General features: G+C 30.7%; 33 protein-coding genes and 1 pseudogene. 21 read left to right on the top strand and 13 right to left on the bottom strand.

What is annotated here, in order from left to right; genetic code table 11:
- Positions 1-50 precede the first annotated feature (50 nt).
- Positions 51-278, top strand: a pseudogene (locus CEE44_04015) (hypothetical protein).
- A 276-nt stretch (positions 279-554) separates the two neighbouring features.
- Here the strand turns inward: CEE44_04015 and CEE44_04010 are convergent.
- Genes CEE44_04010 through CEE44_04000 form a run of 3 tightly spaced genes read right to left on the bottom strand, consistent with a single transcriptional unit; the run spans position 555 to position 1,380 of the window.
- On the bottom strand, positions 555-764 hold the full coding sequence (locus tag CEE44_04010; GenBank protein ID TKJ17669.1) for a hypothetical protein: 210 nt from the start codon (positions 762-764) through the stop codon (positions 555-557).
- Between the two features lie 2 nt (positions 765-766).
- Positions 767-1,243, bottom strand: a complete 477-nt coding sequence (locus tag CEE44_04005) for a hypothetical protein (protein TKJ17668.1) — start codon at positions 1,241-1,243, stop codon at positions 767-769.
- Positions 1,240-1,380: a hypothetical protein gene (locus CEE44_04000; GenBank protein TKJ17667.1), complete on the bottom strand. Its 141-nt coding sequence runs from the start codon at positions 1,378-1,380 to the stop codon at positions 1,240-1,242. Before CEE44_04000 ends, CEE44_04005 begins: the two co-directional genes overlap by 4 nt.
- A gap of 71 nt (positions 1,381-1,451) precedes the next feature.
- On the opposite strand from CEE44_04000, the gene CEE44_03995 reads away from it, so the two are divergent.
- On the top strand, positions 1,452-2,150 hold the full coding sequence (locus CEE44_03995) for a hypothetical protein (protein ID TKJ17666.1): 699 nt from the start codon (positions 1,452-1,454) through the stop codon (positions 2,148-2,150).
- Positions 2,147-2,668, top strand: coding sequence for a hypothetical protein (locus tag CEE44_03990; GenBank protein ID TKJ17665.1), 522 nt, complete (start codon positions 2,147-2,149; stop codon positions 2,666-2,668). Before CEE44_03995 ends, CEE44_03990 begins: the two co-directional genes overlap by 4 nt.
- On the opposite strand, the gene CEE44_03985 is transcribed toward CEE44_03990, so the two are convergent.
- On the bottom strand, positions 2,665-3,543 hold the full coding sequence (locus CEE44_03985) for a hypothetical protein (protein ID TKJ17664.1): 879 nt from the start codon (positions 3,541-3,543) through the stop codon (positions 2,665-2,667). The genes CEE44_03990 and CEE44_03985 overlap by 4 nt on opposite strands.
- A gap of 102 nt (positions 3,544-3,645) precedes the next feature.
- On the opposite strand from CEE44_03985, the gene uppS reads away from it, so the two are divergent.
- Both uppS and CEE44_03975 read left to right on the top strand, forming a co-directional pair.
- The gene (gene uppS, locus CEE44_03980) at positions 3,646-4,386 is read left to right on the top strand and encodes a di-trans,poly-cis-decaprenylcistransferase (GenBank protein ID TKJ17663.1); all 741 of its coding nucleotides are present in this window, start codon (positions 3,646-3,648) and stop codon (positions 4,384-4,386) included.
- A gap of 35 nt (positions 4,387-4,421) precedes the next feature.
- Positions 4,422-4,637 (top strand): histone, encoded by a 216-nt coding sequence (locus tag CEE44_03975; GenBank protein ID TKJ17662.1) that lies wholly within the window; start codon positions 4,422-4,424, stop codon positions 4,635-4,637.
- On the opposite strand, the gene CEE44_03970 is transcribed toward CEE44_03975, so the two are convergent.
- On the bottom strand, positions 4,627-5,877 hold the full coding sequence (locus CEE44_03970; GenBank protein TKJ17661.1) for a glutamate dehydrogenase: 1,251 nt from the start codon (positions 5,875-5,877) through the stop codon (positions 4,627-4,629). The genes CEE44_03975 and CEE44_03970 overlap by 11 nt on opposite strands.
- A 182-nt stretch (positions 5,878-6,059) precedes the next feature.
- Here CEE44_03970 and CEE44_03965 point away from each other — a divergent pair, with 182 nt between their 5' ends.
- Genes CEE44_03965 through rdgB form a run of 3 tightly spaced genes read left to right on the top strand, consistent with a single transcriptional unit; the run spans position 6,060 to position 8,013 of the window.
- Positions 6,060-6,563 carry a hypothetical protein gene (locus tag CEE44_03965; GenBank protein ID TKJ17660.1) on the top strand — a complete coding sequence of 168 codons (504 nt, stop codon included), beginning with the start codon at positions 6,060-6,062 and terminating at the stop codon, positions 6,561-6,563.
- A complete protein-coding gene (locus CEE44_03960; GenBank protein TKJ17659.1) occupies positions 6,560-7,462 on the top strand; it encodes a hypothetical protein in 903 nt (300 codons plus the stop codon). Before CEE44_03965 ends, CEE44_03960 begins: the two co-directional genes overlap by 4 nt.
- Positions 7,459-8,013, top strand: coding sequence for a non-canonical purine NTP pyrophosphatase, RdgB/HAM1 family (gene rdgB, locus CEE44_03955; protein TKJ17658.1), 555 nt, complete (start codon positions 7,459-7,461; stop codon positions 8,011-8,013). The genes CEE44_03960 and rdgB overlap by 4 nt, the downstream gene beginning before the upstream one ends.
- A 406-nt stretch (positions 8,014-8,419) precedes the next feature.
- On the opposite strand, the gene CEE44_03950 is transcribed toward rdgB, so the two are convergent.
- Positions 8,420-9,133, bottom strand: a complete 714-nt coding sequence (locus tag CEE44_03950) for a methionine aminopeptidase (GenBank protein ID TKJ17657.1) — start codon at positions 9,131-9,133, stop codon at positions 8,420-8,422.
- A 21-nt stretch (positions 9,134-9,154) separates the two neighbouring features.
- Positions 9,155-10,225, bottom strand: a complete 1,071-nt coding sequence (locus CEE44_03945) for a hypothetical protein (GenBank protein ID TKJ17656.1) — start codon at positions 10,223-10,225, stop codon at positions 9,155-9,157.
- A 69-nt stretch (positions 10,226-10,294) separates the two neighbouring features.
- On the opposite strand from CEE44_03945, the gene CEE44_03940 reads away from it, so the two are divergent.
- From CEE44_03940 to CEE44_03900, 9 genes are all read left to right on the top strand, one after another.
- Complete coding sequence (locus CEE44_03940; protein ID TKJ17655.1) at positions 10,295-10,843, top strand: hypothetical protein; 549 nt, start codon at positions 10,295-10,297, stop codon at positions 10,841-10,843.
- A 1-nt stretch (position 10,844) separates the two neighbouring features.
- Entirely contained in the window at positions 10,845-11,459 is a 615-nt protein-coding gene (locus CEE44_03935) for a hypothetical protein (protein ID TKJ17654.1), read from the top strand.
- Between the two features lie 25 nt (positions 11,460-11,484).
- On the top strand, positions 11,485-12,063 hold the full coding sequence (locus CEE44_03930; protein ID TKJ17653.1) for a DNA-directed RNA polymerase: 579 nt from the start codon (positions 11,485-11,487) through the stop codon (positions 12,061-12,063).
- On the top strand, positions 12,064-12,249 hold the full coding sequence (locus CEE44_03925; GenBank protein ID TKJ17652.1) for a DNA-directed RNA polymerase subunit E'': 186 nt from the start codon (positions 12,064-12,066) through the stop codon (positions 12,247-12,249). It abuts the gene before it with no gap.
- Complete coding sequence (locus tag CEE44_03920; protein TKJ17651.1) at positions 12,246-12,641, top strand: hypothetical protein; 396 nt, start codon at positions 12,246-12,248, stop codon at positions 12,639-12,641. The genes CEE44_03925 and CEE44_03920 overlap by 4 nt, the downstream gene beginning before the upstream one ends.
- A gap of 2 nt (positions 12,642-12,643) precedes the next feature.
- Positions 12,644-12,853 (top strand): 30S ribosomal protein S27ae, encoded by a 210-nt coding sequence (locus tag CEE44_03915; GenBank protein TKJ17650.1) that lies wholly within the window; start codon positions 12,644-12,646, stop codon positions 12,851-12,853.
- Positions 12,854-12,943: 90 nt separating this feature from the next.
- The gene (locus tag CEE44_03910; GenBank protein ID TKJ17649.1) at positions 12,944-13,780 is read left to right on the top strand and encodes a hypothetical protein; all 837 of its coding nucleotides are present in this window, start codon (positions 12,944-12,946) and stop codon (positions 13,778-13,780) included.
- Positions 13,777-14,691: an orotidine-5'-phosphate decarboxylase gene (gene pyrF / locus CEE44_03905; protein TKJ17648.1), complete on the top strand. Its 915-nt coding sequence runs from the start codon at positions 13,777-13,779 to the stop codon at positions 14,689-14,691. Before CEE44_03910 ends, pyrF begins: the two co-directional genes overlap by 4 nt.
- A 13-nt stretch (positions 14,692-14,704) precedes the next feature.
- Positions 14,705-16,375, top strand: a complete 1,671-nt coding sequence (locus tag CEE44_03900; protein TKJ17647.1) for a hypothetical protein — start codon at positions 14,705-14,707, stop codon at positions 16,373-16,375.
- On the opposite strand, the gene CEE44_03895 is transcribed toward CEE44_03900, so the two are convergent.
- Entirely contained in the window at positions 16,372-17,343 is a 972-nt protein-coding gene (locus CEE44_03895; protein TKJ17646.1) for a carbohydrate kinase family protein, read from the bottom strand. The two genes, CEE44_03900 and CEE44_03895, sit on opposite strands and share 4 nt — an antisense overlap.
- A gap of 398 nt (positions 17,344-17,741) precedes the next feature.
- Here CEE44_03895 and CEE44_03890 point away from each other — a divergent pair, with 398 nt between their 5' ends.
- Entirely contained in the window at positions 17,742-19,427 is a 1,686-nt protein-coding gene (locus CEE44_03890; protein ID TKJ17645.1) for a tRNA uridine(34) 5-carboxymethylaminomethyl modification radical SAM/GNAT enzyme Elp3, read from the top strand.
- Here the strand turns inward: CEE44_03890 and CEE44_03885 are convergent.
- On the bottom strand, positions 19,406-19,948 hold the full coding sequence (locus CEE44_03885; protein TKJ17644.1) for a hypothetical protein: 543 nt from the start codon (positions 19,946-19,948) through the stop codon (positions 19,406-19,408). The genes CEE44_03890 and CEE44_03885 overlap by 22 nt on opposite strands.
- Before the next feature lie 94 nt (positions 19,949-20,042).
- Here CEE44_03885 and CEE44_03880 point away from each other — a divergent pair, with 94 nt between their 5' ends.
- Genes CEE44_03880 through CEE44_03870 form a run of 3 tightly spaced genes read left to right on the top strand, consistent with a single transcriptional unit; the run spans position 20,043 to position 23,223 of the window.
- Complete coding sequence (locus CEE44_03880; protein TKJ17643.1) at positions 20,043-20,453, top strand: hypothetical protein; 411 nt, start codon at positions 20,043-20,045, stop codon at positions 20,451-20,453.
- The gene (locus CEE44_03875) at positions 20,441-21,553 is read left to right on the top strand and encodes a hypothetical protein (protein ID TKJ17642.1); all 1,113 of its coding nucleotides are present in this window, start codon (positions 20,441-20,443) and stop codon (positions 21,551-21,553) included. Before CEE44_03880 ends, CEE44_03875 begins: the two co-directional genes overlap by 13 nt.
- Positions 21,550-23,223 (top strand): ferredoxin, encoded by a 1,674-nt coding sequence (locus CEE44_03870; protein ID TKJ17641.1) that lies wholly within the window; start codon positions 21,550-21,552, stop codon positions 23,221-23,223. The genes CEE44_03875 and CEE44_03870 overlap by 4 nt, the downstream gene beginning before the upstream one ends.
- Here CEE44_03870 and CEE44_03865 read toward each other — a convergent pair.
- From CEE44_03865 to CEE44_03850, 4 genes are read right to left on the bottom strand one after another with little or no spacing between them, the layout of a single operon-like run.
- On the bottom strand, positions 23,220-23,423 hold the full coding sequence (locus CEE44_03865; protein ID TKJ17640.1) for a DNA-directed RNA polymerase subunit N: 204 nt from the start codon (positions 23,421-23,423) through the stop codon (positions 23,220-23,222). The two genes, CEE44_03870 and CEE44_03865, sit on opposite strands and share 4 nt — an antisense overlap.
- Before the next feature lie 9 nt (positions 23,424-23,432).
- The gene (locus CEE44_03860; protein ID TKJ17639.1) at positions 23,433-23,831 is read right to left on the bottom strand and encodes a 30S ribosomal protein S9; all 399 of its coding nucleotides are present in this window, start codon (positions 23,829-23,831) and stop codon (positions 23,433-23,435) included.
- Entirely contained in the window at positions 23,819-24,232 is a 414-nt protein-coding gene (gene rplM, locus CEE44_03855; protein TKJ17638.1) for a 50S ribosomal protein L13, read from the bottom strand. Before rplM ends, CEE44_03860 begins: the two co-directional genes overlap by 13 nt.
- Before the next feature lies 1 nt (position 24,233).
- Positions 24,234-24,596: a 50S ribosomal protein L18e gene (locus CEE44_03850; protein TKJ17637.1), complete on the bottom strand. Its 363-nt coding sequence runs from the start codon at positions 24,594-24,596 to the stop codon at positions 24,234-24,236.
- Positions 24,597-24,611: the final 15 nt, after the last annotated feature.

Genomic DNA, 24,611 nt, shown 5'->3' with positions numbered 1-24,611 from the left:
TAGACGACATAGGACAATTTTTGTCTTAAAAAAATAGAGAGGTTTAAAAAATGGCACAAAAAGTAAAAAAGGTTGGTGTTAAAAAAGAATCTGGCTACCTATATTTTGTTGATAAAAAAGGAAACGTAGCTAGAGCCAAAATGGCAAGAGGGAAGAAAAAAGGAAAAGCAAAAATCCAAGTTGTAGCAAAAGTTGGTGTTAAAAAAGAATCTGGATTCTTGTATTTCATTGATAAACAAGGAGATATCTCTTGCGCAAAAATGGTGAGAGGCGGAAAGAGAAAGAAAAAGAAGGCAGTTAAGAAAAAAGTTGTTAAGAAGAAAAAGGCTGCTAAAAAGAAGAAAAAGCGATAAGCTTTACCTTTTTATTTTTTTATTTTCTTTTTTAAATAAATGAAATCAATTAAGATTCTGTCGATATTCTTTGTTATAATTGTTGTTTTAAATCTGATTCTAATGGTTTTAGGAAAAATAGATATTATGATTTTCTGGATGGTATTGATCTTAGTTGGCCTAGCTGCTTACAAAGGAATACCAAAATTAAAAAAATAAATTTTAGTGTTTTTCCATCATAAAGAAAACTACTAAAACAATTAATCCTACTCCCATCAGGGGTCTGTTTTCAAATAAGAATCCTGCTAATAAGAATATTAATGTAATATACTTTAAAGAAGATCCTACTGTTTTTTTGTCTTGTTGTTTCATAATAGGTTTTCTATATGTTTTTTTCTTTGTTGATTTTTTATATTTTTTCATTAATATCACCTCTATCTAACAATTATTTCTCCAGGTTTAAATATTTTTATGTATGGTAATGCATTATACCTAAATGTTCCTTTTTCTCTGAAAGTATGTTCAAAATATTCACCATACTTTAATTTAGATCCTCTAAATAAACTTTGATAAGAGTAAACAGTTAGTTCTGCTGTTTTGTTAAGATAATCTAATCTGTTTTCCCATCTTATTGTATCCCCTACAGAAATTGTTAGTTGTTTTGGGAAGAAAACCATGCTTGTTCCAGCCATTTGCATTGCAACAATGTGTGTTCCTTCTGGTATTGTTGCTTTTGGTTCTGTTTCTGTTGTATTTTCTTCTATAGTTGTTTCTTCTGGTTCAACTTCTTCTATAATTTCTTCTTCTAGTGGATCAAGTGTTACAGTACCTGTTGGTGTAATGGTTGATTTTTTACATCCAACTAAAATAAGCAACGCTATGATTAAAATTAGAGCAATATATTTTTTCATTTTTTGGTTTTTTCTGCCAAGGGTTCGTATATTAATCCACAATCTTTGCATATTATCTGATTTTCATTCTCTTTGTATGCAATGTTTGTGCTTCCACACTCTGGACAGGATTTTATTTTTCTTATGTCTTCTGCCATGCTTTTTATATTGGGTTAATTGTTTATAAATATTGTGATTTTTGAAAAGATTTAAATAAATACACGAATTTATGGTTAATATGCCGTCTGAAGAAGAAGCAAAAGAGATGCAGGAAAAAATTAAGAATATGAGTCCTGAAGAATTAAAAGAATTCCAGGCTAAGAATTGTGTATTTTGTCATATTGTTGAAGGAAAAGTTAATTCTAAAAAGATTTATGATGATGAGAAGTGTTTAGCAATACTTGATATTAATCCATCTAATCCAGGTCATATATTATTGTTACCAAAAGAACATTATGCTATAATGCCTTTGATTCCTGAGGATATTATTAAACACATGTTTATGATTTCAAAACAGCTTTCTTCTATTTTGTTAAAAGCTCTAAAAGCTCAGGGAATAAATATATTTGTTGCTAATGGTATGGCTGCAGGACAAAAGGCTCAGCATTTTATGATTCATATAATTCCAAGGATGGAAAAAGATGGTCTTGTGTTAGATATTAAAGGTAAAAAAAGTAGTGAAGAGGCTCTTGAAGAGTTGAGGAGATTATTAGTTGCTAAATTAAATCAAGAGTTTGGTATTGAAACTGAAGAGGAAGTAGTAGAAGTTGAAAAACCAAAAGTTGTTGATGCTGAATTTGAGGATAAACCTAAGAAAAAAACAACTAAGAAAAGTTCTAAATCAAAAGCAAAGAAAACCAAAAAGCAGGCCAAAAAAGAGAGCGTAAGTTTGGATGATATTGCCAATCTTGTAACAGGTGGAAAATGAGTGAATGCCAAATTTGTGATATAATTAAATCTGGAAAATCAAAAAAGATTTATGAAGATAATGATATTGTGGCTGTTTTATGTCCAGAGCCTGTTTCTCACGGTCATGTTTGGATTATACCAAAAAAACACTATACTATAATGGAACACATACCTGATTTTGAGGTTGGGCATTTATTCTGGATTGCTAATAAGATTTCTATTTCTCTATTTGAGGTTTTGCAGGTTCAGGGAACAAATATATTTGTTGAAAATGGTGTTGCAGCAGGACAAAAACATAATCATTTTTTGATTAATGTAATACCAAGGATGCCTGATGATAAAATAAAGTTAGAGTGGCAGCCAAAACAGTTAACAGAAGAGGATATGTCCACTATAGAATTGAAGATAAAAGACCAAAGTAAAACAGTAGGTTATTTTGAAGAGAAAAAAGCAGAACCTGTTAATCTTGATGAAAAAACTGAAGAACATATAGATTCTTCGAATTATTTAGTTAAGCATTTGAAAAGGATACCTTAGATAAATAATAAAAGGATATTGCCTATCCATAATGTAAATAAATAGGCAATTAAGAAGCTAGGTACAAAAGGTATTCCGACTTTGATTAAGACTTTTTTTATCTTTCCTTTTTTATAATAATTAATCAATTGATTTAATTGTTTTTTTTCTATGCCTAAATCTTTTGGGCCTGCTATATATTTTTTATTTACAAATATTTTTTTTGCAATCCAATCTCCTTCTGTAACTTCTGTTGGTTTTACGTATTTTAACATACAGGATTTTTCAACAGCCTTAATAAAAATAAATAAGTAGAATGAGCCATGTATAAAGACTATTAATAAAATTACTAAAATTTTTATAACAATATCTTGGATTAATAGTGTTGAAAAAAGGAGGATTACAAACAACACCATCATTATTTTGCTGAGCTTTGCAATTGATTGAGTTGTTTTTTTTATTTCTTTTAGGAATTTTTTTCTGTTTTTAAGACTAAGAATTATGCTCCACACAAAACCATATATAGATCCAACTACTATTGTGTTTATCAAGAAAGAAGGTAGAGGTTCTATTAACCAATTAATATTTGATGACAAGAATTGATATGGTAAACCAATTAATGCTCCTAATCCCATGAGCATTTTTGAGTCTCCTCCTCCCCACTGTCCTGTATAAAACATTAGTAAAGCCAGAATAAAAAAAGCACTAAAACCAACTAATCCTTCTATTATATAGCTATAATCGTTTGTTGATAAGGACCATATTAATCTTATACCCAGTCCTAATGGAATTATTGAGAAATTAATCCAATCAGGAACCTCTCTTGTTTTTATATCTGTTAGAGAGGCTATTATTAGAACAATAACAGCTATGGATGCTAAGATTATTGGCAACATAATTTTACAACAATAAATGATATTTATAAAGATTTGTTTTTACTACTTATATTTAACAAAATGCATAATATTTATAAGTTTTAACTACTTATTTATAATGAAATGGCTATACTTGATAAATTTTCAGAACTATTAAAAAATGAAGAGAAAGAAGGTATTAAAGTTAGGGCTCATCATGTTGCTATAACAACAGAAGGAGTTATACCCTGGGCTGAAAATAATAAGAAAAGTCTTGATGATGCTTATAAAAAATGCAATCTTATTATAAGAAACACTATAAGATCTCAGATAAAGCTTAAAATACCTATCTTAACAATCTATGTTTTGCCTTCTGATATGAAAAATCTTGAGCATTTTTCTATGAAGGTGGATTCTTTGATAGAATTATTTAATGAATTGGCTGAATCTGAATTTATTCAACAAAATCATATAAAGATTTCTACTTTTGGTAAGTGGTATGATTTGCCTGGCAGAGTTGTAGAGCCAATAAAAAAACTTTTAGATGTAACTAAAGATTATGATGGTTTTTTTGTAAATTTTTGTATTAATTATAATGGTCAGGATGAGATTGTTGATGCTTGTAAGATCTTAGCTATGCAGGCAAAGACTGAAAAAATTGGTTTGGATGCAATAAATAGAGATAATATTAAATCTAATATTTATGCATCGGATTTTTTACCTCCTGATTTGATAATAAAAAATGGATTAAAGCAAAAATCAGTTGGATTATTGTTATGGGATTCTAAAAATTCAAGTTTATATTTTACAAAGAAACTTTGGCCTGATTTTGGGAAGGATGATTTTGAAAAGGCTGTTTCTGATTTTGAAAAACAAAAACTTTAAATAAATACTTAATAAAAATTAGATTAGGTGGAAAAATGCAAAGAAAAACAAGTACAATTCCTAAAGCGACAGTTGCAAGAATTATGATGAATTCTGGTGCTAGAAGAGTATCTGCATCTGCTGTTAATGCTCTGTCTGATATTGTAAAAGATATAAGTTTGGAGATAGCTTCAAGAGCTGTTGAAATAGCAAAGCATTCTGGAAGAAAAACTGTTCATGAAGGGGATATTAAGCTAGCTGCTAAGAAGTAAGTTTTTCTGAGATTCTATTTATTGCTAAAATATAGGCTCCAACTCTGTTATTTGTATTATGTTTTTTTGCTGTTTCTAAAACAGTTAAAGCGTTTGTTCTCATTGTTTTTTCTAACATTGTATCAACTTTTTCAGCATCCCATTTTTCATTTACTAGATTCTGCTGCCATTCATATGATGAAACAGTTACACCTCCTGCATTGGCTAGAATATCTGGTAGAACAACTATGCTTTTTTTATAGATGGTATTATCTGCTTCTTGTGTAATTGGGCCATTTGCCAATTCAACTATAATTTTTGTGTTTAGTTTGTCTGCGTTTTCTTTTGTTATAACATTTCCTAAGGCGCTTGGTGCTAGAATATCACATTCTAGTTCTAGGACTTCTTCATTTGATAATTCAGTTGAGTTTGGAAAGCCTATAACTGTTTTATTCCTTTTTTTATATTCTAAAACTTCTTCTGGGTTTAATCCTTCTTTGTTAAAGATCCCTCCTTTTGAATCAGAAACAGCAATTATTTTACATTTATCTTCGTGTAATAGTTTTGCAAAGTTAAATCCTGCATTTCCGAATCCTTGGACAACAACACTTGCATTTTTTAATTCTTTTAATGATGTATAACCTTTTTCAATAGATTCCCTTAATACAAATTGAGCACCTCTTGCTGTTGCTGTGTCTCTTCCGATTGATCCTCCATTTTCTAAGGATTTACCTGTAACAACTCCTAAAACATCTTTTGGTTGTTTTTTTGTTGTTTTAGCATATTCATCTACCATCCAATCCATAATTTGAGAATTTGTATAAACATCTGGTGCTGGAATATCTTTATCGGGACCAATATTATATGCAATTGCTCTTGTAAATGCCCTTGTCATTCTTTCTAATTCTTTTTCTGACATTTCTTTTGGATTACAAACAACACCCCCTTTTCCGCCGCCTAAAGGAATGTCTACTACTGCGCATTTGATGCTCATCCATGTTGCAAGAGCCCTAACTTCATCTAAATCAACGTCCCAATGGTATCTTATCCCTCCTTTGTATGGTCCTCTTGAGTTGTTGTGTTGGACTCTATAACCTTTAAATAATTTTATTGTATCATCATCCATTTTAACTGGAAATGAAACACTTATTTCTCTTTGAGGATTTAATAGAATATTAGTTTTCCATTCTTCTAAATTTATTATTTCTGATGCTTTCTTTATAATGTTCTTCGCATTTTCGTGCGGGTTTATTTTTTCCATTTTTCTAATTAAAAGTAAAGATTGTAGGTTTATATAATTTATGATAAAGTAGAAATGTTTTTAAAGATAGTGTAATTGATTTAATTACAGGGCCCATAGTTTAATGGTAAAATACGCCCTTGGCTTGGGTGAGATTCCGGGTTCGATATATATTACGAAATTCCCGGTGGGTCCATTTTAAAATGGGGGAAGAAACTTCAAGAAAAAATTATAATAAGCTTATTAGTATAGTTATTAGTGGGATTACTAATGATAATAAAATTCTTTTGATAAAAAGGGTTACGCCTCCTTATGTTGGATTTTGGAGTATGCCTGGTGGTAAAATAGAGTTTGGAGAGCACCCTGAACAGACTGCTTTAAGAGAAATAAAAGAAGAAACAGATTTAGATTGTGAATTTGAAGGGTTTAGGGGTATTGCTTCTGAAATTATCCATAATAAAGATGATAAGGTCGCTCATCTTATGATATATGTTTGTAAATTAAAGCCATTACATACAAATATACAGGCTACAAAAGAAGGAGAGTTGCAATGGTTTGATATTAATGAATTAAAAAATACAAAAATAATTCCGAGTGATTTATCAATGATAAAAGAATTCTTGTTAAAAGATAGTAAAGTGGATTTACATAAAATAAAGATGACTGAAGAGGAAGGAGAATACAGATTAGAAGAGTTTGGGAAATGAGGACATCAATAATAGATATAGGTACAAAAAGTATTAAGCACTATATTTTTGAGGGTAAAAAAGAGGTATTTTTTAGAAGAGAGAGTTCAATTAAGATAGGAGAGGATGTATTAAAGACTAATCTTTTGGATGAAAAAGGGATAACAAGAGCTTTAGATTATATAAAAGGTTGTTTGGATATAAATAATAAAGAGGGTGTTTCAACAACAAAGATTATAGGGACTGATGCATTAAGAAAAGCAGAAAATTCAAGTCATTTTATTGATAAATTAAAAGAGGAAACAGATATTGATATTAGAATTATAACCCATGAAGAAGAAGGTAAATTACTTGGAAAAGCGTATGCTGGGTTAGTTGATGGAGATTTTGCAGCTGCTAATGTTGGAGGTGGAAGTACAGAAGTAATTGTTTTTAAAAATAATGAGATGAAACATTTTCTTTTGCCTTTAGGTGTTAATAAAATTAATCAAGAATTCTTAAAAGAATCTTATGAACAAGATGATTTTAATAATAAAGAAGCGTGGGGAAATGCTCAAGAATTTCTTAGAAAACAAGTTGATGCTGTTTTTAATTCTCATCCTGATTTAAAAGTAGATTCAATATTCTTAACAGGTGTTTTGGCATTTACTCTTAAACAAAAAGAATTAACTAGAGCTGATTTTGAAGAGAGTGATGTAAAAGAACATCCAATTAAGTTTTCTGTTCAAAAGTATAAGGAGTATAAAGAAGGATTGAAAGATATTGGAGTTAAAAATTTAGCTGCTAATTATCCAGTAGATCCTGGTTATGCTAATAATTTTGTAATCGGGTTAGAGGTTTATTCTTCTATTGTAGATAGATTAGATTCTAAGATAATTTATCCAGATGAGATACAATATGTTCATGGTTTGATAGAATGAAAGTTTATTTTGTAACAACAAACAAACATAAATTTGAAGAGGTTAAGGATATTCTAAAAGATTACCCTATTGAATTGGAACATTTGGAAATAGAATATGAAGAGAACCATGATGAAAGTATTGATATTATAGCAAGAAATGCTGCTAAAAAATTAGCAGATAGATTAAATAAACCAATCATTTTGGAGGACACTGGTTTATTTTTTGATGCTTACAATAATTTTCCAGGGGCCTTGCCTAAATTTGTTATTAATACAATAGGTTTCAAAGGAATCTTTAAATTATTAGAAAATGAATCAAGGAAAGCTTATTTTAAAACAATAGCGGCTTTTTGTGAACCTGGAAAAGAACCTAATTTATTTGAAGGTGTTATGAAAGGGAAGATAGCAACAAAAATTTATAATGAAGATAAAGAAACTATGCCTTATGATAAAATATTTATTCCAGAAGGAAGGGACAAAACAATATCAGACATGAGTTTGGAAGAAAAGAACCAGTTTTCCCAAAGAGCACAGGTATTTAGGAAGTTTGGTGAGTTTATTAAAAACTGATTTCTAAAGCAAAAAGTATATAAATGATTATTATGATAACAATTAAAAGGTATTACTATGCGATGTCCAAAATGTGAGAGCCACATGCATCCACATTTTTTAACAATACATATATGTTTAAAGTGTGGGCATAAACATGATGGCAATGATGACACAAAATACAATTGTTGATTTTAATAAATTATTCTATGGGGTTTGGCATTGCACAAAAGATTTACGCGCTCCTATAGTGTAGTCCGGTCAAGCATGTAGGCTTCTCGCAACAACTGGTTACGCGCGGTTGACACGCAAGGTGCGGCATAAAGCCACACTTGCTCGCTAAACGCTCGCATAATCTGTTAGAAAAAGCCTGAGACAGGGGTTCAAATCCCCTTAGGAGCATTAATTCTTTATTTTTATGATTGCTTTATATTCTTTGTAAATTTCCATCTAAGAAGTAATATATATCTTCCATCTTATATCCAAATAATCCATTTGCTTTTTTGATGTGGGGTTCGAATGTAAAAAATTTGTCTCTTAATCTTGTTCTACAACCACTTTCAAGATATTCTCTCTCATCTTTATCTTTTTCAATACTGTGTCCTAAATTTCCATTAAAATCTAAATTAACAAATCCTAAATGTGTTATTGCTTCATTCATGATGTGGTATAATTCTTCAAATGTCATTTCAGGGATTGCTACCTCTTGTAATCTTTTATGTAATTTTTGTTCAATACTTATTCCATCAAATAATTCTTTTACTTTATCTGAATAATCTGGTCCTGTTGTATTAACAACTGCTCCATTTGCAATTACAAATGATCTTGCGAAATCACCCCAATAGGAATTTATCTCGGGGCCAAGATCCACAGTAACTAAGTCGTCCATACTAACTTTTTTATCAGACGGTTCATATTCTCTACCAGATATAGATAATATTGTTCTTTTTCCGACTAAAATAATGGATCCTACCCCATGATACCAAAAGGAAGATGCTCCTTTTCTTTTCATGTGTTCGTTCGCAGCATGAGAAATATCTGATTCACTTACTTCTTTTTGGATAAAGCCACTTAAATAATCTATTGTACTTTTTGCTATCCCTTGAACTTCTTGATATTTTCCTAATTCTTGGACATCCATATTAATCTGAATATTTTTATTTTATCTTAAGCCTTTATAACCAAAATCTTCAATTCCTTTTGGTTTTTCTATTTTTATAAATTTAACGCCTGTTTCTTTGAATAATTGTTTAAATTCGCTTTCTTTTCTTTGACTACAGCTGATTACTTCTTTTATTCCTGAATTTATTATCATTTTTGCGCATACAGGACAGGTGTCGTGAGTCATGTAGATTGTTGAACCTTCTATGTTTGTTCCATGTAATGCTGCTTGTATTATCGCGTTTTGTTCAGCGTGTATTGCTCTACAAATATGTTTGTCTGTTCCAGAAGGGATTTTGAGTTTATCTCTTAAACAACCAATTTCCATACAGTGTTTTGCTCCTTTAACAGCGCTATTGTATCCTGTTGCAACAACTCTTTTATTTTTCACAATAACAGCACCAACATGGCGTCTTAGGCATGTGCTTCTCTCTGCTGCTAAAAAAGCCATTTTCATAAAATAATCATCCCAACCAATTCTTTGTTTTTTCTTTTTTGAGAAAAGATCTTCTAATTTATTCAGGAAATCTTGTTTGGTTGTTTCATTTGTTAGTGTTGTGTCTGCAATTGCTATTGGTCCTGCTTTTTCTGTGTTTTCAATCTCTGAGTAATCTCTTTGTTTAGTTTCTTGTTTTGAAAAAGGTCTGTTAATCATTTTTTGATCAATCTCTTTTCTCTCTTCTAATCTTTTATACCTTATTTCAGGAGAAGCCTGGATTGATATAACTTTAAAATTATTGTATGTTTTTCTAAGAAATTTATATTCAGACCAAGATGTAAGATTATCAATAACAACGTTTCCTTTTCTAAGAAGTTTGTCTATCTTTTTTTTATTTAGTTTTGCTAGAGCATCCATTCCATGCTTTTCTCTTAATTGTTCTCTTATTTCCTGCTCTAACTGAGGATTTGATACAAGACCTGTTTTCTTTTTAACTTCATCTAATACTGTTTGTCCAAATCTTAGATATCTGTAACCTTTTTCTACAAAGAAGTTTGCAGCAATTGTTTTACCTGATCCTGTTAGGCCGACAATAGCTACGAGTTTATTTTCTTTTTTCATTAGATTCCCCATGCAATTTACAATTCCAGAATAGTAAAAAATAAAGTAGTTTTTATAGTTTTGCTTTATTTTTTATGTTGTTTGGTTAAGTATATAAATAAAAACATATTTATTGATTATGTGCCAGGATCGCATAACTTGGTATTGCGGGAGGCTCGAACCCTCCTTTCCTTTGGATATGCAGGTTCAAATCCTGCTCCTGGCGTCAATAGATTTAAAAAGTCTTATTTGTTTGATGTTAATATGAAAAAAGTAATACTGGATACTAACTTTTTGTTGATTCCTGGGGAGTTTAAGATAGATATATTCACTGAAATCAGATGTTTGGTTGATTTTCAATATAAATTTTTTATTATTGATAAAACAATTGATGAGTTAAATAAAATAATTGAAGATAAAAAAAGTAAAGTAAAGGACAGAGAGAATGCTAAGATTGGTTTAGAGTTGATTAAATTAAAGGAAATTGGCAAGATAAAAAGTGATAAAAGATATGTTGATGATGCAATTGTTAAAAAATCTGACAAAGACACTGTTGTAGCTACTTCTGATAGAGAGCTTAAGAGAAGGTTAAAGAAAAAAGGTGTTAAAATAATTTTTTTAAAGAAAAAGCAGTTTTTGGCTTTGGAATAAAATGTCTATAAGCTTGTGCATGATTGTAAAGGATGAAGGATTGGTTTTAGATGAATTTCTTAGAGATTTAAACCATTATGTTGATGAGATTGTTGTTGTTGATACTGGTTCTAGTGATAATTCTAAAGAAATAGCTAGGAAATATACTTCAAAAGTTTATGATTTTAAATGGTGTGATGATTTTAGCAAGGCTCGTAATTTTTCTGTTTCAAAGGCAACAAAAGAGTGGATATTGTGGTTAGATCCTGATGAGATTATTAGTAAAAAGGATTTAGAGAAAATCAGAGAGTTGGTTAAAAATAGAGATTATTTAGGATATAGGTTTGTACAGGAAACTGTTGTTAATAATAAAAAATATGTTCAGGGTATATGTAAGTTATTTCAAAATAAAAATGTGAAGTTTGTTTATCCTATTCATGAGTCTGTAATGCCTTGTATTAAGTCTTTTAATGGAAAAATAGGTAAAAGCGGTATTGTTATTAGACATAAATCAGTTTATAATTTAGAAAAAGCCCAATATTATCTTAAATTAATAGAAAAAAAATCTAAAAAATATCCTGAAAGCAGTGTTTCTAAAGAGAAGGATGTTATAGTGGATATTTTCCGAAACCTTTAAAAAGCAATTAAAATCTCTAATGGACATGTTCTATAAAACAGAAGTAAAGGATCATATTGGAGTTCCTCCAACCTTGTTTCATTTATCAAGGGAGGAAGCCATTGAAACGTGCATTAAAAATAAGTACGAAGGGTATATAACTCCTGAATTGGGTGTTGTTATACATCTCTATAAGATTAATGAGATTGGTGAAGGAATCATAATTCCAGGAGATGGTGCATCTTATTATGAAACAAAGTTTGAGTTATTTACTTTTAAGCCTGAAATGCAGGAAGTTGTATTGGGTAAAATAAAAGATATTGCTGATTTTGGTGCATTTATGACAATAGGTCCTATAGAAGGTATGATTCATATATCACAAACAATGGATGATTTTGTTAGTTTTTCAAAAGATAAAGTTTTGGTTGGTAAAGAGAACAAAAGAACATTAAAAGTTGGTGATAAATGCAAAGCAAGATTAATTGCAGTTAGTTTTAAAGATATATCAAACCCAAAACTGGGTTTAACAATGAGACAGCCTGCTTTAGGGAAACTAGAGTGGATTGAAGAGGATCTTAAACCTAAAGAAGAGAAGAAAAAGGCTGTTAAAAAGGAGAAAAAGTAAATGGTAAGAAAAGTTTGTAAAAAATGTTTAGTATTTGTACAAGGATCAGAGTGTCCTTTATGTAAAGGTAATAAGTTTTCAACAAACTGGCAAGGAAGAATAGCTGTAATGGATGCTAATAAATCAAAGATAGCTAAAGAAATAGATATTGAAGTTAAGGGAGAGTATGCTCTAAAAGCAAGGTGAGATTCTTGAAATTAGATATTACAAATAAAGAAGAACAGAAATTGTTATCTAGATTAAAAGTAGAAGGTAAACTAAAGTTTGAAGGTAGTGCAACTCCTTCGGGTGATAGTGTTAAAGAAGCGATAGCTAAAAACATTGGGAAAGATGTTAAATTGGTTGTTGTAAAAAATATTTATACAAAGTATGGTTCTTCTTCTGCTGATGTGCTTGCTTATGCTTATGATGATGAGAAAAAGTTAAAAGAACTTGAAGAAGTAAATAAAAAACCAAAAGGTAAAAAGGAGGGTGCTCCAAAAGAAGGAGCAAAACCTGAAGCACCTAAAGAAGAAGCTGTTAAGCCTAAACCTGCTGAAGAAAAGAAAGAAGAACCTAAAGAAGAGGAGAAAAAATAAAAATGGCAGATAAGAAAGAAGGCAAGGAAGTAAAAAAGAAAAAGACCAGTAAAAGATATGAAAATTATGAAGTTTCTGGTAATTCTGTTAAAAGAAAAAATAAATCATGCCCAAAATGTGGTATGGGTGTGTTCTTAGCTAACCATAAAGATAGATTATATTGTGGAAAGTGTGGTTATGTTGAGATGAAAAGTTCTGAAGATAAAAAGTAAGTTGTCCCAAGTTTAGGACGACAAAACCATACAAAAGTATTTAAACTAGTTCTTGAATAAGTCTTATACTAACATTAAGGGGGATTTATAATGCAAATAGAAGAAAGACAAGAAGGTGCACAAAGAGTTCTTAAAGATTTATATCGTAAAGGGTATATTGAAACTTTGTATAATACACAAAAACCCAGACATCAACAAGGAGGGTGGTTGTTAATGAGTTGTGAATGGAGTCCTTGGTATTTTAATTTAAGACCAGTTGGAGCTTCCCCAGAGATTGTATCAGATATTTCTTTTCTTATGAATCATATGGTAAGGGATGAGGTTCCTGGTGTAACTCAAATTACAGGAATTGAAATGGCTGGTATCCCTTTAGTTTCAGCAATGGCTGTTGCACAAGGTCCTGGCTGTGAATTGATTCCTTATTCTTATACAAGATCGTTTCCTGGAAGATATGCAAAACCTACAAATCTTGAAGATGCAAAAAGTGTTCTTTCATTAATGGATGAAGAATATGGGTATGGTAGCAAAGAATTAGTTGAGGGAAGATTTCATAATGGAGATATTATATGTATAACTGATGATATGGTTACTACTTTTGCTAGTAAAGCAATTGCTAAACTTAAAGTAGAATATGAATTGAGGAGGAGGGGTGTTGAGGATGTAAGTTTAGATCATGTTGCTGTTGTTTTGGATAGGGAGGTTGGAGCTGCAGAAGAAGCTGAGAAATTGGGTATGTATTTACATGCACTAATTAAATTTAACACATATGGTCTTGGTTGGCTTAAAGATGATATGATTCCAGAAGAACATGAACTTATTTGTGATTATCAAAAAGATCCAAAAAAATATAGTTATGCTGATGGGGAAACATTACGACAAAAAGTTATAGATGAAGCCAATAGAATTATGGGGAGGAAATTCAAATGAATTATTTAGACAAATTAGTAGAATCTGCTGAAAAAAGAGGAAGTATTGTTTGTATGGGTTTAGATCCTGTTATTGAGGCAATGCCTGAAGAATTTTCAAGGTATGGTGTGAACCATGTTGATGGATATTTGGAAAATATTTTTAGAGAGATGATAGATCAAAAGGTATTTCCAGGAGCATTTAAACCAAATGAAGGTTTTTATTCAAGACATGATAAAGGTGCACAAGGGGCTTTTCCTGGAAGAATGGCTTTGTCAAGAGTTTTGAAATTTATTAGGGTGAATTTTCCTGATATTCCTGTTATTTTGGATAATAAAAGAGGAGATATTGCTAAATCATCTGCAAATTATGCTGTAGAGGGTTTTGAAGGATGGCAAGCAGATGCTGTAACAGTTTCTCCTTATATGGGGAAAGATTCTATAATGCCTTTTGGAGATTATTGTAATGATGAACAAGGAAAGGGAATTTATATATTAAATAGAACATCAAATCCAGGAGCAAGTGATTTTCAGAGTTTGGATACTAGAGCCAGTATGTCTCGTCTTTATAAAGATGTTGCTGAAAAAATTATAGAATGGGCAACAGATCACTCAGGGGTTGGAGCTGTTATTGGTGCAACTTCTCCTGAAGAGTTAGGTATTTTAGTTAATCTTTATATGAATGATGATGTTAATTATAATAAAAATCAGATTCCCTTATTGATTCCTGGTGTGGGTGGTCAGGGAGGCAAAGCAGATGAAGTTGTTGCTGTTTTGCGTGAAGCAGAATATGATTTAAGACTAGCTAGAATTAATAGTTCAAGTGGAATAACACACCCATGGGCAAAGCAAAAACAAGCAGCACCAGATGATTATGCAAAGGTTTGTGTTGCAGAATTAAATGCTCTTAATGAAGCAATAGGTCCAATTTAATTTTTTATTCCATATGATGCATAATTTATTAGGAAAAGAAGTAAGAGGGCGTTTTGGATTTCCATCAGGAGTAATTTCAACTAATTCTGATACTGCAAGATTAATGTTGCAAAATATTCCGCAGCTTGGTTTTTATGTTGGAAAAAGCACAACAATTGAATCAAGAGAAGGGAATCCAGAAGATATATTTGTTTTACCAAATCCTGATTCAGGGTGGAATGCTGTTGGGTATACAAATCCTGGTTTAGAAGAAACTATAAAAGGTTTTTGTGAACTAAAAGAATCTGTTCCTGATGATGTTTTTTTAATGCCGCAAATAGGTGAAAGTGATGAAGGAAGGTTTGCTTATTGTGCTCATAAATTTGATGAATTAGGAGATGTTGTTGATGGTATTGAAATAAATGTTTCATGCCCACATGCTGAAAGAGGAGGAATTTTGATTGGTTCTGATCCTGAAATAGTTCATTCTGTTGTTTCTGAAGTTAGAAAAGTTACGAAAAAGCCATTAGTTGTAAAATTAAATGCTGGTGTTTCTGATATTGAACAAATAGCAAGGGCTGCTGTTGATGCAGGAGCAAATGCTATATCTGGAATAAATACTTTAGGAGGTCCAAATCAGGAATTAAGTAACGGATTTGGAGGACTTTCTGGTGCTATAATTTTTCCTACAACATATAAAACTATTAGGAGAATAAGAAAAGCTGTAGATGTTCCAATGATTGTTATGGGTGGAATAAGTAGTGCTTCTGATATAAGAAAATTAGATGAAATTGATAAGAATTTCTTTTATGGGATAGGTACTTCTTTAGCTGAACTAAATTCTGAACAAATAGAAAAATATTTTCTTCAGCTTGAAGTTGATTTAAGAAATGGTAGTAATCTAGCATTAGGAATGACTAGATCTAAAGAAGCAAAACAATATCATCCTTTTACTGTTAAGAAGATTGTTGAATTAAGTGAAACATTAAGATTAATAAAATTTAATGAAAATATAGATGCTGGTCCTGGTCAATATGTTTTTCTTAAAGTTGGTGATAGAAATACAAAACCCTTTTCTGTAGCAAATGATGAAGATGGTCTTGAATTGGTAGTTAGAAAGGTTGGTGAAACTACTTCTATGATATTTGGTTTAAAAGAAAATAGTGTTGTTAGAGTTAGAGGTCCTTATGGTAATGATTTTAGACTTCCTGATGATAAAACTGTTATTTATGTTGGGGCTGGGTGTGGTATTGCACCTATACATCATGCTGCAACACATCATAAAGGAAGAAAAATATTTGTAATTGGTGCTAAAACTAAGGAAGAACTTGTTTATTTAGATAATCTTTCTGATATGGGAGAAGTTTATACTGCAACAGATGATGGTTCGTATGGATATCAAGGTTTTGTTTCAGATTTATTAAACATACAATTAAGTAAAGGAGATTTTGAAAAACCTTATTTTTTTAATTGTGGTCCTGAAATTGTAATGAAGCTTGTTGATGAAATAGAGAGAAGAAATACTCCTTCTGATTATATAAATCATCTAGTAGAAAGGATGGTAAGCTGTGGTGTTGGAATTTGTGGTAAATGCTCAACACCAAATGGAGAAAGATCTTGTGTTGATGGTCCTGTTTTTAGTGCTGCTGAATTTAGACCAGGAAAATATACAAGAGGTAAAACTGGAGAAAAGATTGCTATTTAATTTATTTTTTCTTTTTTAACATCCATGTTTTTTATTTTAGTTAATGCTTCTTTGTATTTCATTAACTTGTTTTTTGCACCATAATGAGTTATTACTGATTGTGAATTTACTAAGCTAAGTTTTAGAGCAAATTCAATATCTTGTTTTTTTATTATGCCTGCTAAAAAGCTTGAGGCAAAGGCATCTCCTGCACCTGTTGATTCTAAAACAGGAATACTAGACGGCTTTAATGAATATATCTCTTTTCCTTCTGTTGCATAGATTGGATTTTTCCCATCTGTAACAACAACTAATTTTGGTCCTAGTTTAAGAAGTTTATTTAGAGTTATTTTTGGTTTTCTTTTTCCAACTAAATAAGCTGCTTCTTCTTTATTTAGAATTAATATATCTGTTCTTTTAAGGATATATTGAATATATTTTGCTCCTTTTTTAGCAAGATATGAGCTAGGATTATAAACAATCTTTATTTTGTTTTTAACAGCAAAATCTGCTAATTTTTTTTGTGTTTCAAAACTCTTTTCAAGCATTGAAGAAAAGTAAAACCATTTTGTTTTTAATTTAGATTTGTTAATTTTATTAAAATTTAAGTCATCATTATTTCCCTTAAATGTTAAGATTGTTCTGTCATGGCCAACTGCATCTAGAATAACACTAAATCCTGTTCTTCCAAAATCATTTTGAATAAAAGAAGTATCAATATTTTCTTTTTGTAGCAGATTTATAACTCTTTTACTATTTGTTCCACGACCAATTGCGCCTATATAAGAGACTTTTAATCCTAGTCTTGATAGAGCGACTGCTGTATTTGTTCCACCGCCACCTATATCAAATTTTAGATCATCAATAACTATTTTTGTTCCAAAGGGTACAGCTACATATTTTCTAAATCTAGATCCTTGGAATAGTTTAGAACCTGTATTAGTAAAAGCATCAACTGTTGCAGAGCCCACTGTTATTACATCATACAATTATTTCACCTCTTTGATTTATTTTATTTTTTAAGATATATAAAGTTAGTGTTTTGTGCAATAACAACATTTAAATATAAGTATATTTCTAAGAAGTTATTAAAGTAAATAAATAAGTATAGAATGACTACAGAGATCAAGAGAAAACTATACAAAAGAGGGTCTAGTTTTGAAACTACTATTCCTATGCCTCTACTTTTTGCTATTGATAAATCCAAAAAACATGATGTTTTGTTTAGGTATGACGCTAAAAAAAATAAATGGTATATTGAGATTAAACAGAGTAAATCATAAATCACGCTTGGCGAAAGACTCATCCAGTTGAGGACCTAGCATCCAGCTAGGTTCACACTGGATTTGCCATTACTTTTATAAACATTCTATAATATCTTTTTAACATGAATAAAGAGTATATCAAAGAGATAGTGGATTTTATTAGAAAGGAAAAGCCAGATAAACATAAAATAACTGGGTTTAAGACTCATTTAAGTAGCAAATATAAGTTAAGAAAAATTCCTAATGATATTGAAGTTTTATTGAATGTTGGGGGGAAAGATTTGGCAATAGTAAAAAAATATCTATTGAGTAAAGAGACAAGAACTATTTCTGGTGTTGCTGTCTGTGCAATAATGACTAAGCCTTTGAAATGTCCTCATGGGAAATGTCTTATGTGTCCTGGTGGACCTAAGAGTGTTTTTGGTTCTGTTCCTCAGAGTTATACTGGAAAAGAGCCAGCTACTAGAAGAGCTATAAGAAATTTGTATGATCCTTATTTGCAGGTTATGAACAGATTAGAGCAATATATTGTTCAAGGGCATACAGCTGATAAGGTTGAGTTAATAGTAATGGGTGGAACTTTTCCGAGTTTTAATAAAAAATACAGAGAAGATTTTGTTATGTACGCTTTCAAAGCAATGAATGATTTTTCAAGGTTGTTCTTTAAAAAGAATGAGTTGGATTTTGTTAAATTCAAAAGATTTTTTGAGTTGCCAGGGGATATAGAAGATGAAAAAAGAAGAAAAAGAATCTTTTCTAAGTTATTAAAATCAAAAAATCAAAAAACAAGTTTAGAAAAAGAACAAAAACTAAATGAAAGTTCAAATATACGGTGTGTTGGTCTAACAATTGAAACAAGACCTGATTATGGTGGCCTAAAACACGGAAAAGATATGTTAAGATTAGGATGCACAAGAGTTGAATTAGGAGTACAAAGTGTTTTTAATCCTGTTTTGGAGAAAATAAAAAGAGGGCATAGTGTTGAGGATTCAATTGAATCAACTAGAATACTAAAAGATTTAGGATTTAAGATAAATTATCATATGATGTTAGGATTGCCTGGTGTAAATAAGAAAAAGGATTTAGAAAATCTGAAAATCTTATTTGAAGATGGAAATTTTCAACCAGATATGTTAAAATTATATCCTTGTATGGTTTTAAGAGGAACCAAACTCTATAATTTATGGAAAAAAGGCAAGTATAAACCAATAACAACGAAACAGGCTATTGATTTAATTGTAGAATTTAAGAAAAAGATTCCGGAATATGTCAGAGTGATGCGTGTTCAGAGAGATATTCCAACTTTTATGACAAAAGCTGGTGTTGATAGGACTAATTTAAGACAGTATGTTGATGAAGTTTTGAAAAAGAAGAAAATAAAATGCAGATGTATAAGGTGTAGAGAGATTGGAAGGTTTAAAGGAAAGATGGATGATAAGAAAATTAAAATAAAGACAGAACATTATAAAGCTTCTAAAGGTAATGAATTTTTTATTTCTGCTGAATATAAAGATTATATTGTTGGTTTTTGCAGATTGAGATTCCCTTCACAAAGTTTAGTAAAAGAGATTACAAAAGATTCTGCTTTAATAAGGGAGTTGCATGTGTATGGTTCAATGGTTGGTGTTGGTAAAAAGGGAGAGGTTCAACATAAAGGTGTTGGAAGATTATTGGTTAAGAAAGCTGAAAATATTGCTAAAACATATTATAAAAATAAAGTTGTTGTTATTTCTGGAGTAGGTGTTAGAAACTATTATAGAAAATTAGGTTATAAAAAAGAAGGGCCTTATATGGTTAAGAGTTTATAATTTATTTTTTCATAGCCAAAAGCAAGTAGGCCACCAATTAATGCTGTTATTACTTGTAGAATTCCCATTGCTGTTAAGAATATAACAGGTAATACGCTTAATTTGAATAATAAATAAGTTATTGTAAATAAAAATCCTGCTTTTAGGATAATTCCAATTGCTAGTGTTAACCAATAATTCATTTTCTTATGTGTTTTAAAATATTTAAAAGTAATAACTAGTAATGAGTTTCCTATCCAGATAAATGGAATTAGATAAAGAAGATAAGGTGTAAATGGCCCGAATATTATTCCTCTTGATAAAACACCTAGAGAAGGCATTAGTATTATTGGCCAAATTCTATAACCTTTAAGATGAATTCCTGCTGAGATTAAGAAGGCGTTTACTAGAGCTCCAACCAAAAGTTGTGGATGTCCTATAAAGAATGGGATGAAAAATCCTGCTATAGAAAAAATAACCATTTCTATGTTTTGGTATTTGTTACTATAATCATATCTTTTAATGTTAATAAATTCGTACATATTTTAGTTGTAATGTTTTATATTTAAATAATTATCGGAGAAAACATAAATTATAAATAGAGTAAATTACAATAAAATACTAAAGAGGTGAATAATGAATTACTTGTTGCTTCCATTACTTAAGGATATACAGAAAAAAAAGAGATATATTTCTGAAAAGGATATGAAGAAGTTGAGTAAAAAAACAAGTATTCCTATTGCTAAGATATATGCTACTGCTACATTCTATTCAATGTTGCATACAAAAAAACAAGGGAAATACATTATTGAAATTTGTGATTCTCCTTCTTGTTATGTTAATGGTTCTATTGATTTGATTAAATTTCTTGAGAAAAAATTGAAGATAAAGTCTGGTGAAACAACAAAGAATGGAAAATTTAGTCTGCATATTTGTTCTTGTATTGGTTGTTGTGATCAGGCGCCTGCTATGAAGATAAATGAAAGAGTTTATGGTAATTTAACAAAGAAAAAGATAGAGGAAATACTAGATAAATGCAAATTTTAAGAAAGACTGATCAAAAAGCTTATGCAAAATCTGTTATGTTAGGACAGAAAAAGGTTATTAAGTTAATAAAAGAAAAAGGTTTGACTGGTAGGGGTGGAGCTAGTTTTTTAACAGGATTAAAATGGGAGATGGCTTTAAAGTCTCCTGGTAAAGAAAAATATATTATCTGTAATGCTGATGAAGGAGAGCCTGGAACATTTAAGGATAAATTTATTTTAAATTATAATCCAGAGTTGGTTATTGAAGGGATTCTTATTGCTGCTTTTGCTGTTGGAGCAGAGAAGGCTTTTATTTATTTGAGAGGGGAATATGATTATTTAGAAAAAGGATTAAATAAAGTAATTAAAAATGTTGTTAGAAAAACAAAATCAAAAGTTAAGATTGAAATTATTTTAGGTGCTGGTTCTTATGTTTGTGGTGATGAAACAGCAATAATAGAATCAATTGAAGGGAAGAGGGGCCAACCAAGAGATAAACCTCCTTTTCCAACAACAGATGGTTTGTTTGGAAAGCCGACTGTGATTAATAATGTTGAGACATTAGCAAATGTTCCTTTAGCTGTAATGTTTGAGGATTGGGACAGTATGTTGAGGTTGTTTTGTTTATCAGGAAATGTTACTAATCCTGGTGTTTATGAACTTCCTCTAGGAACAAATTTATGTGAGCTTATTAAGATGGGCAGGCCTAAAAACAAAGTAAAAGCTGTTTACTTTGGTTGTTTTGGTGGGTGTCTTCCTTATTGTGATATTAAGTTAACTCCTGAAAATATATGTGGAAAAGAGTGTGTTTTAGGAGCTTGTAGTGTAATTGTTGTTGATGAAAAACAATCTATTGTTGATGTAGCAACAAACATTGCAAAATTCTATGAGTTTGAATCCTGTGGAAAATGCACCCCATGTAGAGAGGGAACAATGAGGATATTAGCTTTATTAGAGAACATTTCAATGGGAGAAGCAACTAAAAAAGATTTAGATACTTTAGAAGAACTTGCTGAAGTGATAAAAGAAACTTCTTTTTGTGGACTGGGTCAAACGTCTACTCAACATTTAATTACTGCTTTAAAATATTTTAGAAAAGAGTTTGAGGCAAAAGTCAAATGAAGATAAAGATTGATGGTAAGGTTGTTGAATGTGATCAAAATAAAACATTACTTCATATTTTAAGAGATAGAGGAATAGAAATTCCTACTCTATGCTATCAGGAAAATCTTAAACCAGAAGCTAGGTGCAGGCTTTGTTTGGTTGAGATTAATGGCAAATTATCAACATCTTGTTCAAAATATCCTGAAAAAGATATGGAGATTGTAACAAATTCTAAAAAGGTTAAAAGAGCTAGAATGATTAATGCTGAATTGCTTATATCAGAGCATGCAAAAGAGTGTTTTATAGAAAATAAAGAGCATGACTTGTGTAAAATAGTGCAGGATGTTGGATTAAAAGATATAAGATTTGACCCTACGAGGAAATATAAGGTTGAGTTAGGAACATCTGTAATAAGAGATAATAATTTATGTGTTAATTGTGGTAGGTGTGTGCAGGTTTGTGCTGATGTCCAAGCAACATGGGCTATTGATTTTGCTGGAAGAGGCCATAATGAACATGTTACTCCTTATTTTGAGCACGGCCTTCATGATGTGGCTTGTATAAAATGCGGGCAGTGCATTGCAGCATGTCCTGTTGGGGCTATTAGTGAAAGAGAACATCTTCAAGATGTTTTAAAGGTTCTTAAAGATAAGAAAAAGCATGTTGTAGTTCAGACAGCACCTTCTATAAGGGCGTCTTTAGGAGAAGAGTTTGGTATGAAACCCGGAACTTTGGTTAAGGGTAAAATGGTAAGTGCATTAAGAAGATGTGGCTTTGATAAAGTGTTTGATACAAATTTAGGAGCTGATATGACTATTATGGAAGAAGCTTCAGAATTTATTAGAAGATTAAGCAAAGGGGGTCCTTTTCCTATGATAACAACATGTTGCCCTGCGTGGATAAAGTTTATGGAACATTTTTATCATGATTTACTGAAAAACATGTCTTCGTGTAAAAGCCCTCATGAAATGTTAGGAGTATTAACTAAGACTTATTATGCTAAAAAATCAAATATAGCTCCAAAAGATATTGTGGTTGTGTCTGTTATGCCTTGTACTGCAAAAAAATTTGAATCAACAAGACCTGAATTAAAGAGCGGTGTTGATTATGTTTTAACAACAAGAGAATTTTCAAAACTTATAAAGCATTTTAATATTGATTTTAAATCATTGCCTAATGAAAAGTTTGATCCTGCTTTAGGAATTTCAACAGGAGCAGGAGTTATGTTTGGAGCAACAGGAGGGGTAATGGAAGCTGCATTAAGAACAGTTTATGAATTAGCTACTGGAAAAACTCTGAAAAAGGTTGAGTTTAATCAATTAAGAGGTATGTGTGGTATTAAAGAAGGTGTTATTAGTTTAAATGGAGGGAAAATTAAATATGCAGCTGCAAATGGCCTGGCTAATGCAAGAAAATTATTAGAAAGAAAAAATGATTATCATTTTATTGAAATAATGGCTTGCCCTGGCGGTTGTATAGGTGGTGGAGGACAGCCATTGCCTTATTCAGAAGAAAAAATACAAAAAAGAATGAAGGCAATTTACAAAGAAGATAGAAAATTACCTTTTAGAAAATCTCATGAAAATCCAATAGTGAAAGATATATATAATGAATTTTTAGGAGCTCCTTTAAGTAGAAAATCTGAAAAATTATTACATACTCATTATATAAAAAGGAGTATGTTCTAAAATTTCTTAAATCTAGATACTGTGTCTATTAAATCAACATGGCCTAGGAAGACTGCTCTGCAGCAATATCTTTCTAATCCTAAATCATCTAGGATTTTTTTTCTGTTTTCTTCGCCTTCTTTTTCTAATCTTTGTTGATATTCTTCCCATAAATGGGCAACTGGTTTTCCGCAACTCCAACATCTTATTGGTATTATCATTTTATCACCTTATCTGTAAGATTTTTGCCGTTTAGCTCTTGCTTTACCATGGCTATTAGGCTTGTGTGTTTCTTTTCTTCTGACATCTGCAACAAGAAGCTGCCTGTCATAATCTAAAAATGTTTTTTCTAATTTTTTATTATACTGAACTAAGGATTTTGCTATTGCTAATCTTGCAGCGTCTGCTTGGGACATTATTCCCCCGCCAAAAACATTAACGCTTATGTTTACTTTATTGATTGTGTCCCCTGCTAAGATTACAGGTTCTCTTATTTTCATTCTAACTAGTTTTGGTTCCATAACATTCAGGAGTTTGCTGTTTATCTTTATTATCCCTCTGCCTTCTTTAAGGGTAGCTCTTGCTACTGCTCTTTTTCTCTTTCCTTTTGTATGAATTATTTTTGCCATCCTAACTCCTTACAAACAGTTTCTACTTTAATATATTTTAGATTTGGAACTTTATTAATTGATGCGTTTTTTATTGTTTGAGCTTCGCCTTTTAGGGTTTCTGGAAAACCAATATGACATCTTACTCTTTTAAATGCTTCTCTCCCTTTGAATTGTTTATAGGGAAGCATGCCTCTTATTACTTTTCTGACAAACATATCTGGTTTCTTTGGTTGAAAAGGTCCTTTTGACGGAACCCCCATTGATTTTTTTCTTTTATATTTTGCAATAATTTCTCTTTTATTTCCTGTAATCAACATTTCATTACAATTAACTACATCTACTTTTTCTCCCATTAAGGATTGTTTAGCTATAAATGCTGCTGCTCTTCCCATTATTAGATTTTTTCCATCTATTATCATTTTAACCTATTATTCTGATTTTTTTACCTTTTACTTCGTCCTTAATTAAATCTTTTAGGGTTATTGCTTTTGATTTTGATATATTAATTTTATCTAAAGCGCTTGAAGAGAATTTATATGCTGCTATTGTTAATGGATGATCTAATTCCCCTGTTCCTAGAACTTTTCCAGGAACAACAATTATTTCATTTTCTGATGTAAATCTATTGATTCTGCTTAGATTCACTGCTCTTTTTGACCTTGTAGGCTTTTCAAGATCAATAGCTATTCTTTTGAAGAGTTTTACATCTGTTTCAATTGCCTTTTTTTTCAGTTCACTTATTAGGCTTACCAAATGTTCATTTGTTGCTTTTGTTTTTTTCATTTTTCGAGTATGATT

It is taken from the genome of Candidatus Woesearchaeota archaeon B3_Woes (assembly GCA_005222965.1).
Lineage (GTDB): Archaea > Nanobdellota > Nanobdellia > Woesearchaeales > B3-WOES > B3-WOES.
The sequence above is the reverse complement of the archived record's forward strand: the minus strand, read 5'-3'. Positions and strand labels throughout refer to the sequence as shown.